Source organism: Altererythrobacter chaiwopuensis (assembly GCF_054957735.1).
In genome coordinates this window covers 1,103,271-1,117,075 of sequence record NZ_JBTXJF010000001.1, presented here as the reverse complement: position 1 = coordinate 1,117,075, position 13,805 = coordinate 1,103,271, and the positions used below count along the sequence as shown (strand labels likewise).

General features: G+C 63.1%; 11 protein-coding genes. 6 read left to right on the top strand and 5 right to left on the bottom strand.

All coding sequences use genetic code 11. The features are described from left to right. Positions 1 to 16: 16 nt before the first annotated feature. A complete protein-coding gene (locus ACX3VQ_RS05450) occupies positions 17 to 925 on the bottom strand; it encodes a hydroxymethylglutaryl-CoA lyase (protein ID WP_462579914.1) in 909 nt (302 codons plus the stop codon). A gap of 206 nt (positions 926 to 1,131) precedes the next feature. Between ACX3VQ_RS05450 and ACX3VQ_RS05445 the strand changes: the two genes are divergently transcribed. Then, positions 1,132 to 2,313: a CaiB/BaiF CoA transferase family protein gene (locus ACX3VQ_RS05445; RefSeq protein WP_462571112.1), complete on the top strand. Its 1,182-nt coding sequence runs from the start codon at positions 1,132 to 1,134 to the stop codon at positions 2,311 to 2,313. A gap of 15 nt (positions 2,314 to 2,328) precedes the next feature. Here ACX3VQ_RS05445 and ACX3VQ_RS05440 read toward each other — a convergent pair whose 3' ends face one another. Beyond that, complete coding sequence (locus ACX3VQ_RS05440; protein WP_462579913.1) at positions 2,329 to 2,976, bottom strand: GntR family transcriptional regulator; 648 nt, start codon at positions 2,974 to 2,976, stop codon at positions 2,329 to 2,331. Between the two features lie 283 nt (positions 2,977 to 3,259). Between ACX3VQ_RS05440 and ACX3VQ_RS05435 the strand changes: the two genes are divergently transcribed. Then, positions 3,260 to 5,776 carry a TonB-dependent receptor gene (locus ACX3VQ_RS05435; protein WP_462579912.1) on the top strand — a complete coding sequence of 839 codons (2,517 nt, stop codon included), beginning with the start codon at positions 3,260 to 3,262 and terminating at the stop codon, positions 5,774 to 5,776. A 44-nt stretch (positions 5,777 to 5,820) separates the two neighbouring features. After that, positions 5,821 to 6,456 (top strand): isochorismatase family protein, encoded by a 636-nt coding sequence (locus ACX3VQ_RS05430; protein ID WP_462579911.1) that lies wholly within the window; start codon positions 5,821 to 5,823, stop codon positions 6,454 to 6,456. On the opposite strand, the gene ACX3VQ_RS05425 is transcribed toward ACX3VQ_RS05430, so the two are convergent. Further along, positions 6,453 to 7,325 (bottom strand): phosphorylase family protein, encoded by an 873-nt coding sequence (locus ACX3VQ_RS05425; protein WP_462579910.1) that lies wholly within the window; start codon positions 7,323 to 7,325, stop codon positions 6,453 to 6,455. The two genes, ACX3VQ_RS05430 and ACX3VQ_RS05425, sit on opposite strands and share 4 nt — an antisense overlap. Before the next feature lie 98 nt (positions 7,326 to 7,423). Continuing rightward, entirely contained in the window at positions 7,424 to 8,116 is a 693-nt protein-coding gene (locus tag ACX3VQ_RS05420) for a glutathione S-transferase family protein (protein WP_462579909.1), read from the bottom strand. Positions 8,117 to 8,311: 195 nt separating this feature from the next. Here ACX3VQ_RS05420 and ACX3VQ_RS05415 point away from each other — a divergent pair, with 195 nt between their 5' ends. The 3 genes from ACX3VQ_RS05415 to ACX3VQ_RS05405 are packed head-to-tail and all read left to right on the top strand — an operon-like array spanning position 8,312 to position 12,405. Continuing rightward, positions 8,312 to 9,739 (top strand): aldehyde dehydrogenase family protein, encoded by a 1,428-nt coding sequence (locus ACX3VQ_RS05415; RefSeq protein WP_462571118.1) that lies wholly within the window; start codon positions 8,312 to 8,314, stop codon positions 9,737 to 9,739. Between the two features lie 13 nt (positions 9,740 to 9,752). Next, complete coding sequence (locus ACX3VQ_RS05410) at positions 9,753 to 11,114, top strand: phosphotransferase (RefSeq protein WP_462579907.1); 1,362 nt, start codon at positions 9,753 to 9,755, stop codon at positions 11,112 to 11,114. 4 nt (positions 11,115 to 11,118) lie between these two features. Continuing rightward, entirely contained in the window at positions 11,119 to 12,405 is a 1,287-nt protein-coding gene (locus tag ACX3VQ_RS05405; protein WP_462579906.1) for an acyl-CoA dehydrogenase family protein, read from the top strand. Here the strand turns inward: ACX3VQ_RS05405 and ACX3VQ_RS05400 are convergent. Next, positions 12,402 to 13,742: an APC family permease gene (locus tag ACX3VQ_RS05400; RefSeq protein WP_462579905.1), complete on the bottom strand. Its 1,341-nt coding sequence runs from the start codon at positions 13,740 to 13,742 to the stop codon at positions 12,402 to 12,404. The genes ACX3VQ_RS05405 and ACX3VQ_RS05400 overlap by 4 nt on opposite strands. Between the last annotated feature and the right edge of the window lie 63 nt (positions 13,743 to 13,805).

The window sequence follows — 13,805 nt, the reverse complement described above, 5'->3', positions numbered from 1 at the left end:
CCGTGGCTATATTCGGTCAGGCCGCTCGTGCGACCAAGGATGGCAAGGCCCGGCCCAGTCTTTCGGCGAACCAATGGTTGGCGGCGATGGCTGCCTCGAGCTCGATACCCGTGTCGATGCCCGAACGCTCCATCATGTAAACCAGATCCTCTGTGGCAATATTCCCCGTCGCCTTGGGGGCAAAGGGGCAGCCGCCCAGCCCGCCAAGCGATGCGTCGAATATGCGCACGCCCGCCTGATACGCTGCCCAGGCATTGGCGATGCCGGTGCCGCGCGTATCGTGGAAATGCGCGCGCATCGGGATCCTGCCGCCAAGCAGTTCACCCAGGCGCCCGAACAAATCCCCCACCTGCGCCGGAACGCCCACGCCGATGGTATCCGCCAGCGCGATTTCCTCCGGCCCTTCGGCGGCCATTTCCTCGGCAATGGCGAGCACGGTTTCAGGCTGCACCTCGCCCTCGAACGGGCAGCCAAAGGCGGCGCTGATCGTTACCTGCGCGCGCATCCCCTGTTCGCGGGCGAAGCGGATCATGGCGCGGTTCTCGGCGATGCCCTGTGCGATGGTCTGGCCCTGGTTCTTCTGCCCGAATGTGTCGCTGGCCACGATCACGCAGCCGATCTGGTCGATGCCGCGGGCTCCGCCCTCGCGCGTTGCCAGCGCGCGCATCACCCCGCGCTTGTTGAGTACCAGGCCGATATAGGTCGCATCTTTGCGATTGGGCAGGCCGGCGATCACGTCTTCCGCATCGGTCATCTGCGGCACGCGCTGCGGGTGGACGAAGCTCGCCACCTCCAGCCGCCGCGCGCCATAGTCGAGCATCCGCCCGATCATCGCCAGCTTGACTGCGCTGGGGATGATCTCGGGTTCGTTCTGCAGCCCGTCGCGCGGGCCGACTTCGACGAGTTCGATGCTTTGGGCAGCCATGGGAATAGTCTCGCTGGCAAAAAACGGCTGGGCGCGTGATACGCAAATTGTATACAAATGCAAATGGCGCTTGTATAGGCCCGGTCACGTTCGGGTCCGCTTGAGCGCCGCTTGTGTCGCTCTCTGTACCCTTTGTGTGCCTTTAGGGTGCGCCTTGAGTAAATAGCTGTGTGGCGCTGGAATTTTGACGATGCGAAAGGGGTGACATGGCCGAGGGAGCGCTTTCGGGACTGCGGCTGATCGAAATGGGCCAGCTGATCGCGGGGCCATTCTGCGGCCAGCTGATGGCCGATCACGGTGCCGAAGTGATCAAGATCGAGCCGCCCAAGGTGGGCGATGCGATGCGCAACTGGGGGCAGGGTATCCCGCTGTGGTTCTCGGTCGTCGCGCGCAACAAGAAATCGATCACCCTCAATCTGCGCGAGAAGGAAGGGCAGGAGATTGTCCGCCAGCTCGCCGCCAGGGCCGATTTCCTGCTCGAGAATTTCCGTCCCGGCACGCTCGAGCGCTGGAACCTGGGGTGGGACGATCTGCACGCGATCAACCAGGCGCTGATCATGATCCGCGTTTCGGGCTATGGCCAGAGCGGCCCCTATTCCCCGCGCGCTGGCTATGGCGGGATCGGCGAGGCGATGGGCGGCATGCGATACATCGCGGGTGAGCCGGACCGCCCGCCAAGCCGGGCCGGTATCTCGATCGGCGATTCGCTCGCCGCGACCTATGCCTGCCTCGGCGCGCTGATGGCGCTCAACCACCGGCACAAGACGGGGCAGGGGCAGGTGGTCGATTCGGCGATCTATGAAGCGGTGCTGGCGATGATGGAATCGACCGTGCCCGAATATACGGTGACCGGCCATATCCGCGAACGCACCGGCTCGATCCTGCCCAAGATCGCGCCCTCCAACGTCTATCCCACCAGCGATGGCAGCGTGCTGGTGGCGGGGAACCAGGACAGCGTGTGGAAGCGCATGGCGGCGATGATGAGCGTGCCCGAACTGGGCGATGATCCGCGCTACAATTCGCACGTCGCCCGCGGCGAACGGCAGGCCGAGCTCGACGCGCTGATCGGCGAATGGACCAGGCAGCGCACCAGCCAGCAGGTGCTCGACCTGTGCGAAGAGCACGGCGTGCCGGCGGGCAATATCTACCGCGCGCCCGAGATGCTGGCTGATCCGCATTTCGCCGCGCGCGAGGCGATCATCGAAATGCCGCATCCCAAATATGATAACTTCAAGATGCAGAATGTCGCGCCCAAGCTGTCGGAAACGCCCGGCCATGTCGAATGGGTCGGGCCGGAGCTGGGCCAGCATAACGAGGAAATCTACGGCGGGCTGCTGGGGATGGATTCGCGCAAGCGCGCCGAGCTGGAAGAACGCGGGATTATCTAACCCGGCGCAGCCGCTCTACTCCGCCGCCTCGGCCGCATTCGCAAAGGTGTGAAAGGCGCGGCGCAGATGGCTGCCCATGACCGCGCGGGCCCAGCCCGGATCGCGCGCGCGGAAGGCGGCGATCAGTTCGTCATGGTCGCGCGCCGACTGCCTCAGATCTTCCACCGAATAGCTGCGCGCGGTGCGCAGTACCACCGGCTGCTCGACCAGCATGGCCAGCACCTGCGCCAGGCGCGGCGAATGCGCTGCTTCGGTGATGATCTCGTGGAAGCTGCGGTTGGCATCGAGAAAGCGCACTACGTCGGGCGGCTCCATCGTCACCGCCAGGTGCAGCTGCTGGTTGACTTGCTCGAGTCGGTCGATCTGCTCGCCTGAAAGGCGGCGCGCCGCGCGCTCGGCGGCATGGCCCTCGAGCATCTGCCTCAAGGTGAACATCTCGTCGATGTCGTCGCGGCTCCAGTCGGCCACGAAGATGCGCTTCGATTCGCTGCGCACCAGCAGCATCTCGCTCTCCAGCCGCCGCACCGCCTCGCGCACCGGCGTGCGGCTGACGCCGGTGATCTGCGTCAGCTGGTCCTCGGTCAGCTGTGCGCCCGGCTTGACCGCGCCGCTGAGCAGGTGGGCGCGGATCTTGTCATAGGCGAGGTCGGAGGCGCGGCTCATCCCGGAACCCTAGGCTGCTGTGCGCCCGAAGGGGACTGAAAAGGACACAAAGGATACTGAAAAGCACAGAGAAGCAGCTGAAAGGTGCACAAACGCTCCCCCGCAAGCTGCCATCGCGACCATTTTGCCACACACCACGGCCTTCCCCCCGTTCTTGCACATTAAGCTTGACCAGGATAAATTGTATACAATATTGCGTCAATTAATTGGGTAGCGTTTGCCTGCAGCCGGCAAGTCCGGGAAAAATCCCGTACCGGCTAAAGGTTCAGGGGAGATACGACAGATGACCACCTTCAAGTACACCCTTGCGTGCGGCGCGGCGTTTGGCGCGATCATTATGGCCAACCCCGCATTGGCGCAGGATGTCGGCAGCGAAGCAGTTGCGGAAGACGCTACCGGCAGCAACGCCATTATCGTGACCGCGCGGCGCCAGTCCGAAACGCTGGCCGAGGTTCCGAGCGCGATCACCGTGTTCACCGCAGATACGCTGGAGAAGACCGGGATCGACCGGGCTGAGGAATTCGTCCAGCTGACGCCCGGCGTGACGATTGTCACCGGCACTGCGGAAGCGGGCGATACCCAGATCAACATTCGCGGCATCAATGGCGCCCGCGACGCGGAAAGCTCGGTCGCGCTGGTGGTGGACGGCATTCTCAAGACCAACACTGCACAGCTCAACCAGGATCAGGGCACGCTGCGCCAGATTGAAATCCTCAAAGGCCCGCAGGGCGCGCTTTACGGCCGCAATGCTGCAGCTGGCGCGATCGTGATACAGACGCTCAAGCCGGCTGGCTTCCTGGAAGGCGGCATCAAGGTGAGCGCCGCAGAGGACGAGACCTACAAGGCCTCGGCCTATGTTTCGACGCCGGTGGGCGAGGGGGCCGGGCTGGTCCTGTCGGGCAGTTATTCGACCACCGACGGCTTCTATCGCAACGTGCTGCTGGATTCGAATACAGTCGATGACCAGGAAGTGTGGTCGGTCGACGGGCGCTTCGTGGCCGAACTGGGTCCGTCGACGGAGCTTGATGTCAAGGCGCGCTATGCCGATCTCAAGGGCGCATCGATCAATTACAACGCGGCCTTTGCGCTGCCCAATTTCGGCGGTGCCTTTTTCGAGGACGTCAACGAGCACCCGTTCAATTTCTATTCCAACATTCGCCCCACCAATACCCAGCAGACCTTCGAGGCATCGGCCAAGATCGAGCACGAATTCGACAGCGTCACGCTGACGGCCTGGGCGCTTTATAGCGATGTCGAACAATTGCTGACCGCCGATGGCACTTCGGCAGATTTTGCGCGCTTCACCTTCCCAGGGGCGACGCAGGATTCGGTCGACGCTTCGAATGCCTGCTTTGCCAGCACCGCCTCGCTGACCGGCTTCCCGGTCAACCCGCCGGGTTTCATCGGGGCGACGCCGGTGCCCTTCATCTTCGATCCCGTCAACGGGTCGACCTTCGGCCCCTTCGGTCCCACAACCTGTGACGGCACCCAGCTACAGGTTCGCAACCAGAGCGATTTCAGCGCCGAAGTGAGGCTCGCCTCGAACGGCGATAGCATGGTCGACTGGCAGGTGGGTGGTTACTACCTCCATATCGACCGGGAAGTTGGGGTCAGCCTGGGCGCAGACCTGGGCAATGGCGCCAGTACGGAACTGTTCAATCCGGCTGGTTCTGCCAATCCCACCACCCAGCTCTACCACGATGATTTCTCGACCGATGTCTATGCCGTGTTCGGCTCGGCAGATTTCGAGGTGAGCGAACGCTTCGAACTCGGGCTGGCAGCGCGCTATGACATCGAGGACCGCAAGGTGCGCAACCTCGTGCCCAATGCCACCGATCCCTTTACCGGCGGCCCGATCAATCCGGGCCAGGCCTTCGGGCCGATCCCCGACCAGTCGAAGAGCTTCAAGCAGCTCCAGCCCAAGATCTCGCTGCGCTACGAGCTTTCGGATGACGTCAATCTCTACGCCAACTGGGGCATCGGCTTCAAATCGGGCGGGTTCAACAATCAGGGCTCGGCCGCGATCGTTGACCAGGCCTTCAACCAGTTCATCGGCACGGACGTGCTGATCGAGGACCAGTTCCGCAAAGAGAAATCGAGCGCCTTCGAAGCGGGTATGAAGGGCGACCTTCTGGGCGGCGCGGTGACATTCGATCTTGCAGGTTACTATACCAAGATCGACGACATGCAGTTCTTCGAATTCTTCGTTGGCGGCTTCGGCCTGCTGCGCGTGGTGTCGAATATCGACGAGGTCGAGATCTATGGCGCCGAGCTCAACCTGTCTGCCGAGATCATGCCGGGCTGGAGCGTGTTCGGTTCAGCCAATGTGACGGAGAGCGAGATCAAGGAGAATGCCTCTCGGCCGGTCACGGTCGGCAACAAGTCGCCCTATACCGCGGACTACACCCTCAACCTGGGCACCCAGCTTGACCTGCCGGTAACCGACACGCTCGATTTCGTTGCCCGGGCCGATTACCGCATCACCGGGCCGACCTGGTTCCACACCATGCAGAACAACACCTCGCCCACGCTGTTCAGCGGGCTGCTTCCGGGATCGGCGCTGGCCCTGCCTTCATTCGTGGGCGATGCGGATTACTCGCTTACCCGGCGCGATACTTTCGGCGTGCTCAACACGCGTATCGGGCTGGAAACCGGCAGCTGGTCGGTCACGGCCTTTGCCGACAATCTCACCAACGAAAAATACATTGCCGAGGCGATCCCGGCGATCGAATTTGGCGGATCGTTCATTTCTCCGGGGATGTTGCGGCGCTTCGGGGTGGAGTTTGGCTACAAATTCTAGGATAAGCTGTTCACACACGCGAGCGTGCGAGAGGAGCTCTTTGGGTGAGCGCTGAGGACGTGAAGAGCAATTATGCCGGCGTCTTCGAAGGTCGGATCGGTTTCGGGAAAAGGCCCGCGCTGATCCTGATCGACTTTGTAGAGGCCTATTTGGCCAAGGGCAGCCCGCTTTACGCAGGCGTCGAGCCCGCATTGGAGGCGGCCTTGCGGCTGCGCGATGCGGCACGCACGGCGGGTGTGCCGGTGATCTATACCAATGTCGAGTTCCATCCTTCGATGGCGGACGGGGGGATCTTCGCTCGCAAGATCGACGCGCTGAAAAGCTTTGCGCGCGGCAACCCGCTTGGCGCCTGGCCTGCGGGGCTTGAGCCGGGCGGGGATGAACTCGTCATCACCAAGCAATATGCCAGCGCCTTTTTCGGCACCTCGCTCGCCTCCACGCTCACCGCCATGGGCATTGACAGCCTGGTGATCACCGGCGTCACCACCAGTGGCTGCATCCGCGCCAGCTGCGTCGATGCCTGCCAGCACGGCTTCATCCCGATCGTGGTGGAAGAGGCGGTGGGCGACCGGCACGTGGCTGTACACCGCGCCAATCTGTTCGACATGAACGCCAAATATGGCGATGTGGTGGGGATGGCCGAAGTGCTCGATCACTTCGCGCAGGTCGCGGGCCGCTAGCCCCCGGCAAGCAACCGGCCGGCAACTGCGTCAAGCTTTGCCAGCAGCGCCGGATCAAGCTTGTCGGGCGCGGTGATCACTGCATCATCCAGCGCGAAGTCGATCGGCGAAGGCTCGCGCTGGTCAGGCAGTGCGTTGATGAAGCGGGTCAGCATGTCGCGCGCCAGCTTGCTGTTGAGCTGCATCTGCGCAACCACCTGTGCCACGTCGACCGCTTCGCCTTCCCGCCAGCAATCGTAATCGGTCACCATGCCGATCAGGGCATAGGGCAGCTCCGCCTCACGCGCCAGTTTGGCTTCGGGCATGGCGGTCATGCCCACCACGTCCGCCCCCCATTCGCGGTACATCCGGCTTTCGGCGCGGGTCGAGAATTGCGGGCCCTCCATGGCAAGATAGGTTGCACCGGTCGCCACCTTTCCCTTGGCGCCAGCGATCGCGGCGGCGGCCATTTCGGACAGGCGCGGGCAAACCGGATCGGCCATCGAGACATGCGTGACGAGGCCGGTGCCGAAGAAGCTGCGCGGTGTGCGATTGGTGCGGTCGATGAACTGTTCGACAATGGCAAAGCGCCCCGGCTCGATCTGCTCACGCAGGGAGCCAACCGCAGAGATGGCAAGAATGTCGGTGCAGCCTGCGCGCTTGAGCACATCGATATTGGCGCGCGCATTGAGCTCGCCGGGCGCGATCGGGTGCCCCCGCCCGTGGCGCGGGAGGAAGCGCACCCGCACATCGCCGATGCGTCCGCACAGCACCTCGTCGCTGGGCTTGCCCCACGGGCTGTCGATCGCGATCCATTGCGCGTCTTCAAGCCCCTCTATCGCGTAGAGCCCCGATCCGCCGATGATCCCGATGGTCCACGGGCTGGTCATGCATTTCCCCTGTTTGCGTGCCTGTACGGCAAGCTTTATCGCTCAATGCCGCGTCATGGCAAAGAAATGGTTAGCCTTGCGTCGTTAGCCGCGGGAAATCACGCCAGATCATGGGGTTCAGGCACCGACCTGCGGATAAAAGCTTCCGCCTTGGCATAAGGCACGGCAATCGAATCGCGCGCCTGCATGCGCTTCTGGTGCGCGGCGAGCGCGGGATAGGTATCGAGCGGCAGCCTGGCAGCGAGCGAGAGCTGCATCAGGCAGGTGGTGACGGTGATATCGGCGATCGACAGCGCGTCGCCGGCATAGAATTCGCCATCGCCCAGCGCGCCGTCGAGATAGGCCAGGATCGGCGGCATCTTTTCTGTCCAGCATGCCCGCGCGGTGTCGAGATCGGGCTCTTTCCCCTGCATGGCGGCAAAGGCGATCGGACGGAAAATGCCCAGCCCGCCGGTTGCGGCCAGATGGCTGTCGGCATACTCCTCGATCCACAGCGCATGCCCATAGGCGAAGGGATCGGCGGGATAGAGCGGCACCTGGGGGTGCTTCCTCTCGATATAGCCGCAGATGGCAGAGCTGTCCGCAATCGTCCCAGGAATACCCTCTTCGGCAATCGAGCGATCGCGCAGGACCGGGATTCGTTTCAATGGCGAGATCTCGCGAAACCAGTCGGGCGGATCGAACACGTTGACCGCGTTGGTTTCGAATTCCACGCCCTTTTCGATACAGACCGCCTGGACCTTGCGCACAAAGGGGGAAACGGGGCTGCCGTAAACGACGAGATCGGCCATGCGGGAATCCTCTTCAGCTATGCTTTTTCGCTCGCTTTCATGCGGCTATCAGTTGCATAGCGCAATGGATAGGCGCGCGACACGCTGTCGCGCTCTATGATGCAAGGAAAGTATTTGCCCTTGGGGCGGCGGCGTCCCATCTTGGCGACTCGAGACATTCCTGCACACTGGCAGTTCAGACTGGAGAGAGGCCCCATGGCTACCCAATACAAGAATCTCATCAATGGCGAATTGGTTGAATCGGGCGAATGGCTCGACGTGGTCAACCCGGCCAATGAACAGGTCATCGGCCAGGTTCCGGCTTGCGGCGCGGCCGAGCTTGACCGCGCGGTGGCCGCTGCCCGCGCTGCCTTCAAGAGCTGGCGCAAGACACCGATCGAGGAACGCCGCGCCGCGCTGCAGGCGATGGCCAAGATCATCCAGGACAATCACGAAGAGCTGTACCGGCTGCTGACCAGCGAGCAGGGCAAGCCGCATGAACAGGCCAAGGGCGAAATCATGGGGTCGGCCTATATGATTGCCAGCCAGTCGACACTCAGCCTCGAAGACGAGGTGACCGAGGATTCGGCGCAGCGGCTCAGCCGCACCCGGCGGGTGCCGGTGGGCGTGGTCGGCGGCATCGTGCCGTGGAACTTCCCGCTGCTGATGGCGGTGCAGAAGATCGTGCCGGCGCTGCTTTCAGGCTGCACCATCGTCCTGAAACCTTCGCCCTTCACTCCGCTCACCACGCTGCGCTTTGCCGAACTGATCAAGGACACCGTGCCCGCCGGTGTGGTCAATTTCATCACTGGCGAGGATTCATTGGGCCCGCTGATGACCAGCCACCCCGATATCGACAAGATCACCTTCACCGGCTCGACCGCGACCGGCAAGAAGATCATGGAGGGCGCCTCGAAGGATCTGAAGCGCATCACGCTTGAACTGGGCGGCAATGATGCCTCGATCGTGCTGCCCGATGCTGACCCCAAGAAGGTGGCAGAGCAGCTGTTCTGGTCGAGCTTCACCAATGCCGGGCAGGTCTGTATCGCGGCCAAGCGCATCTATATCCACGAGGATATCTATGACGAGCTGAGCCAGGCGATTGCCGACTATGCCAAGACGGTGAAGGTGGGTGACGGCTCGCAGCAGGGCACCGGTGTCGGCCCGATCCAGAACAAGAAGCAATATGAGCGCGTGCTCGAACTGATCGAGGACGCGAAGGACAATGGCTACAAGTTCCTGGTTGGCGGCGATGCCGATCCCACGGGCAGCGGTTATTACGTGCCGATCACCATCCTCGACAATCCGCCCGAAGACGCGCGGATCGTGGCCGAGGAACAGTTCGGCCCGGTCATGCCGCTGATGAAGTTCTCGACCGAAGAAGAGGTGATCGCGCGCGCCAACAATTCCGACTATGGCCTTGCCGGCGCGGTGTGGACTGCCAATCCCGAAAAAGGCATCGAGATTGCCGAGCAACTTGAAACCGGCACCGTCTGGATCAACGAGTTCATGCACATTTCGCCCTTCGCTCCCTTTGGCGGGCACAAGCAATCGGGCTTTGGTGCCGAATACGGCAAGGAAGGGCTCGAGGAATTCACCTACTCGCAGGTAATTACCGTCAAGAGGGACAATATCCCGGCCTGATCGCTGCTGAACGGTGAGCAGCAGCGACCCACAGGCGATAGAGCAGGGCCTGGCCCGCGCCCTCTCCAGACTGGGAGGCTCGCGGGTCGGGCTGCCTGCACCGTCAGGCCTGGCGCGGCTCACCGGCGGGGCAACCATGGAAAGCTGGCGCTTCTCGAGCGGGGCGGAGGATTTCGTGCTCCGCCGCGCGCCTTCGCTCGCCTTCATGGAGGGTCGGCCCTACGGGCACGCCACCGAGGCGGCGATCATCCGCGCCGCGCATGGTGCGGGCGTGACCGCGCCCGAAGTGGTGGCGGTGCTGGAGCCGGGCGACGGGATCGGCAGCGGCTTCATCATGCGCGCCCTGCCCGGCACGCCCGATCCGCGCCAGATATTGGCGATGGAAGGTGCTGGCACGATCCTGGCCGAAGCGGCGCGCGATCTGGCGCGCATTCATTCGTTAAAGCGGGAAGACCTGCCGCTTGACGTGCCGGTGATGGATTACCGCGCGGCGATTGCAGACCTGCGCCAGCAGTTCGAGGAAGCGGGCGGCGACCGCCCGATCATTGCGCTGGGGCTGAGGTGGATGGAGGACAATTGCCCCGATCAGTGCGAGCCTGTGCTCAACCACGGCGATTTTCGCATGGGCAATATTCTCGCCGAGAATGGTCACCTCACCGGCGTGCTCGACTGGGAGCTGGCCCATTTCGGCGACCCGCACGAGGATCTCGCCTTCGGTTGCATGGCGGTGTGGCGCTTTGCCCGGTATGACCGGCCCGCGCTGGGGCTGGGTTCGCTGGACGATTATTTCGCCGCCTATGAGGCCGAAAGCGGACGCACGGTCGACCGCGCCCGGTTCCGCTACTGGCTGGTGCACCGCACCGTATGGTGGGCGCTCGGCTGTCTGCGCAATGCGCGCATCTGGCGCAGCGGCGAGGATCGCATGCTCGAACGGGTGGTGATCTCGCGCCGCACTTCGGAGAACGAGCTGGACCTGCTGATGCTGCTCGAACAGGAAGCTCCGCAGCAGGAACGCGCGCGCAGCCTGCCGCCCGCCGGGCGGGTGCCCGTATCGAGCGGCGAGGCCACTGCGGGCGAAGTGGCCACCGCGATCGGCGAATGGCTGGCAACGGTGAAAGACCGGATGGAAGGGCATGACCGTTTCCAGCTGGCCGTGGCACGCAATGCGCTGGGCATGATCGCGCGCGAGGAGGCGAGCGGTCTGCGCGCCGAGGACCGCGCCATCGCCCGCGCGCTGCTCGGCGGAGAGCGCGACCTTGCCGAGCCTGGCCTGCTCGCCTTGCTGCGGCGCAAGGCGCTCGACAAGCTGGAGGCCGACATTCCCAAATATCCTGCGCTCGCCGTGGCGCGCAAACTCTGGACCGGAGAGGAATAACCGCATGGACTTCGCCATTCCCGCAGATTTGCAGGCCTACCTGGACGAGCTCGACGCCTTCATCGAAGCCGAGATCAAGCCGCTGGAGCAGCAGGATGACAATATCCGTTTCTTCGACCACCGCCGCGAGCATGCGCGCACCGATTGGGAGCGCGGCGGGTTGCCCCGCCACGAGTGGGAAGAACTGCTGATCGAGGCCAAGCGCCGCGCCGACAAGGCCGGCCATTGGCGCTTTTCCGCGCCGAAGAAATATGGCGGCAAGGACGGCTCCAATTTGTGGATGGCGGTGATCCGCGACAACTTCGCGCGGAAGGGGCTGGGCCTCCACAATGATTTGCAGAACGAGCACAGCATCGTTGGCAATTTCCCCTTCGTCGCCATGTTCGAGACTTTCGGGACGGAGGAACAGAAACAGGAATTCATCCTCGGCGGGTTCGAAGGCACTCGGCGGGTTGCCTTCGGCCTCACTGAAGCGAACCATGGCTCCGACGCCACCCATATGGAAACCCGCGCCGTGCGCGAGGCGCGCGACGGGGTCGATGGCTGGCGCATCGATGGCGAGAAGATGTGGATCACCGGCATGCATGTCGCCACGCACTGCGCCATGTTCGCCCGCACATCGGGCAAGGATGGCGATGCCAGCGGGATCACCTGCTTCCTCGTCCCCAATCCCACGCCGGGGCTCGAGATCGAGGAATGGATGTGGACCTTCAACATGCCGACGGATCATCCGCGGCTGTCAGTCAGCAATGTCTGGGTGCCGGATTCTGCGATCCTGGGGGTGGAAGGCCGCGGCCTCGCGCTGGCGCAAAGCTTCGTCCACCAGAACCGCATCCGCCAGGCGGCAAGCTCGCTCGGCGCGGCGCAATTTTGCGTCGATGAGAGCGTGCGATATGCGCGCACCCGCAAGCCCTTTGGCGAGGAACTGGCGAAGAACCAGGCGATCCAGTTCCCGCTGGTGGAGCTTGCCACACAGTGCGAAATGCTGCGGCTGCTGATCTACAAGACCGCCTGGGAAATGGACAACATGCCGCATGAGGAGATCGAGCGGACGATCTCCGACAAGGTCAGCATGTGCAATTACTGGGCGAACCGGCTGGTGTGCGAGGCGGCCGACCGGGCGATGCAGGTGCATGGCGGGATCGGCTATTCGCGGCACAAGACGTTCGAACACATCTATCGCCACCACCGCCGCTATCGCATCACCGAAGGGGCGGAGGAAATCCAGATGCGCAAGGTGGCAGCATACCTGTTCGGCTATCTCGGGCCAAAGCGCGGGATGTACGGCTAGGCACGGCGTTCGGGCAGGATCACGCCCTCATGCTTGACCGCGCCGCCCTTTGACAGCGCGTAGAGCACCAGTCCGGTTGCCACCAGGGCCAGTGTGGATAGCGCCGAGCTGAGCGGAACCTGCGATGTCAGCCACACGATCATGCCGATCGCGATGGGCATGATGACCAGCCAGCGCGGCCCCATCGCATCAGCAACACCCCCGTCATTGCGGTGCCACATCTTGAGCAGAGCGCCGACCGACGCGATGAATATCAATTGCTCGACCGCAACCACCAGCATGGCAAGGATGGCAAAGGAGCCGGATATGGCCAGGCCGGCAACGATCAGCGAATAGGCGGTGATGGCAATGGCCGGGGTTTCAAAGCGCGGCGAGACATAAGCGAAGAAATTGGGCAGCAGCCCGCGGCGAGCCATGCCATAGGCGATGCGGGGCATGGCCACGAAGCTGCTGAGCTGGTTGGTCCCAATTGAAAAGATCGCGGCAAAACTGATCAGCAAGGTTCCCGCAGCGCCAAAGACTTTTTCTCCCGCAGCCGCGAGCGGACTGTCGATTGCCGATGGATCGGGAGCGATCGCGATATAGGCCAGCTGCACAATCGCATAGAAGACCGCCACCCCGGCGAGGTTGATGAAGATCGAGCGCGTGATATGTGATCGCGGTTGCTTCGTTTCCCCTGCGGCAACCGTTACTATTCCAGCGCCTGAAAAGGCATAGGCAAGCAGCAGCGCGACGGCTTCGATCTGCGAAAATTGCGGCAGGCTGACCCGGGTGGGAATCCCGTTCGCGTAAAGCCCGACTAGGCACAGAAACAGGATCGGAGCCAGCTTTGCGACAGTTCCGACCCACATGACCGCGATCGAGCGCCTGGTGCCAACGATGCTGATCATCATGAATGCGGCGATGAGCGCAACAATCGTGGCAAGCCGCACGAATGGGTTGTCGAAGAAGGGGAATATCGCTGCAAGGTAAGATACCAGCACGTGGAAATTGGCCGCCCTGCCAGACATGTTCGCCGCCAGGTTGAACCAGCCGACCAGAAACCCCGCCAGCGGCCCGAAGGCGTGCTGCGCATATAGCTGCGGCCCGCCCGACTGGCGAAAGACCGTCGACAGCTTGGCCAGCACCGCGATCAGGCAGGCATAGAGCAGCGCGAAGGCCAGGATGGCGAGCGGCGAGAAACTGCCCGCGCTGGCATAGAGCAAGGCCGGCAGGGCGAATATTCCCGCTCCGACAACGCCGTTGAGATTGATCAGGATGGCGCCCGCAAGCCCCACCACCCGCGGCGGCTTCTGGTCGTAAGTTATTACATGTCCCCGGCCAAGGAAGGCGCCCAAGCGTGAGAACTATAGTAGCGGCAGCCATTGTCAAACCCTACGCGCTATCTATGCGCCGTCGGT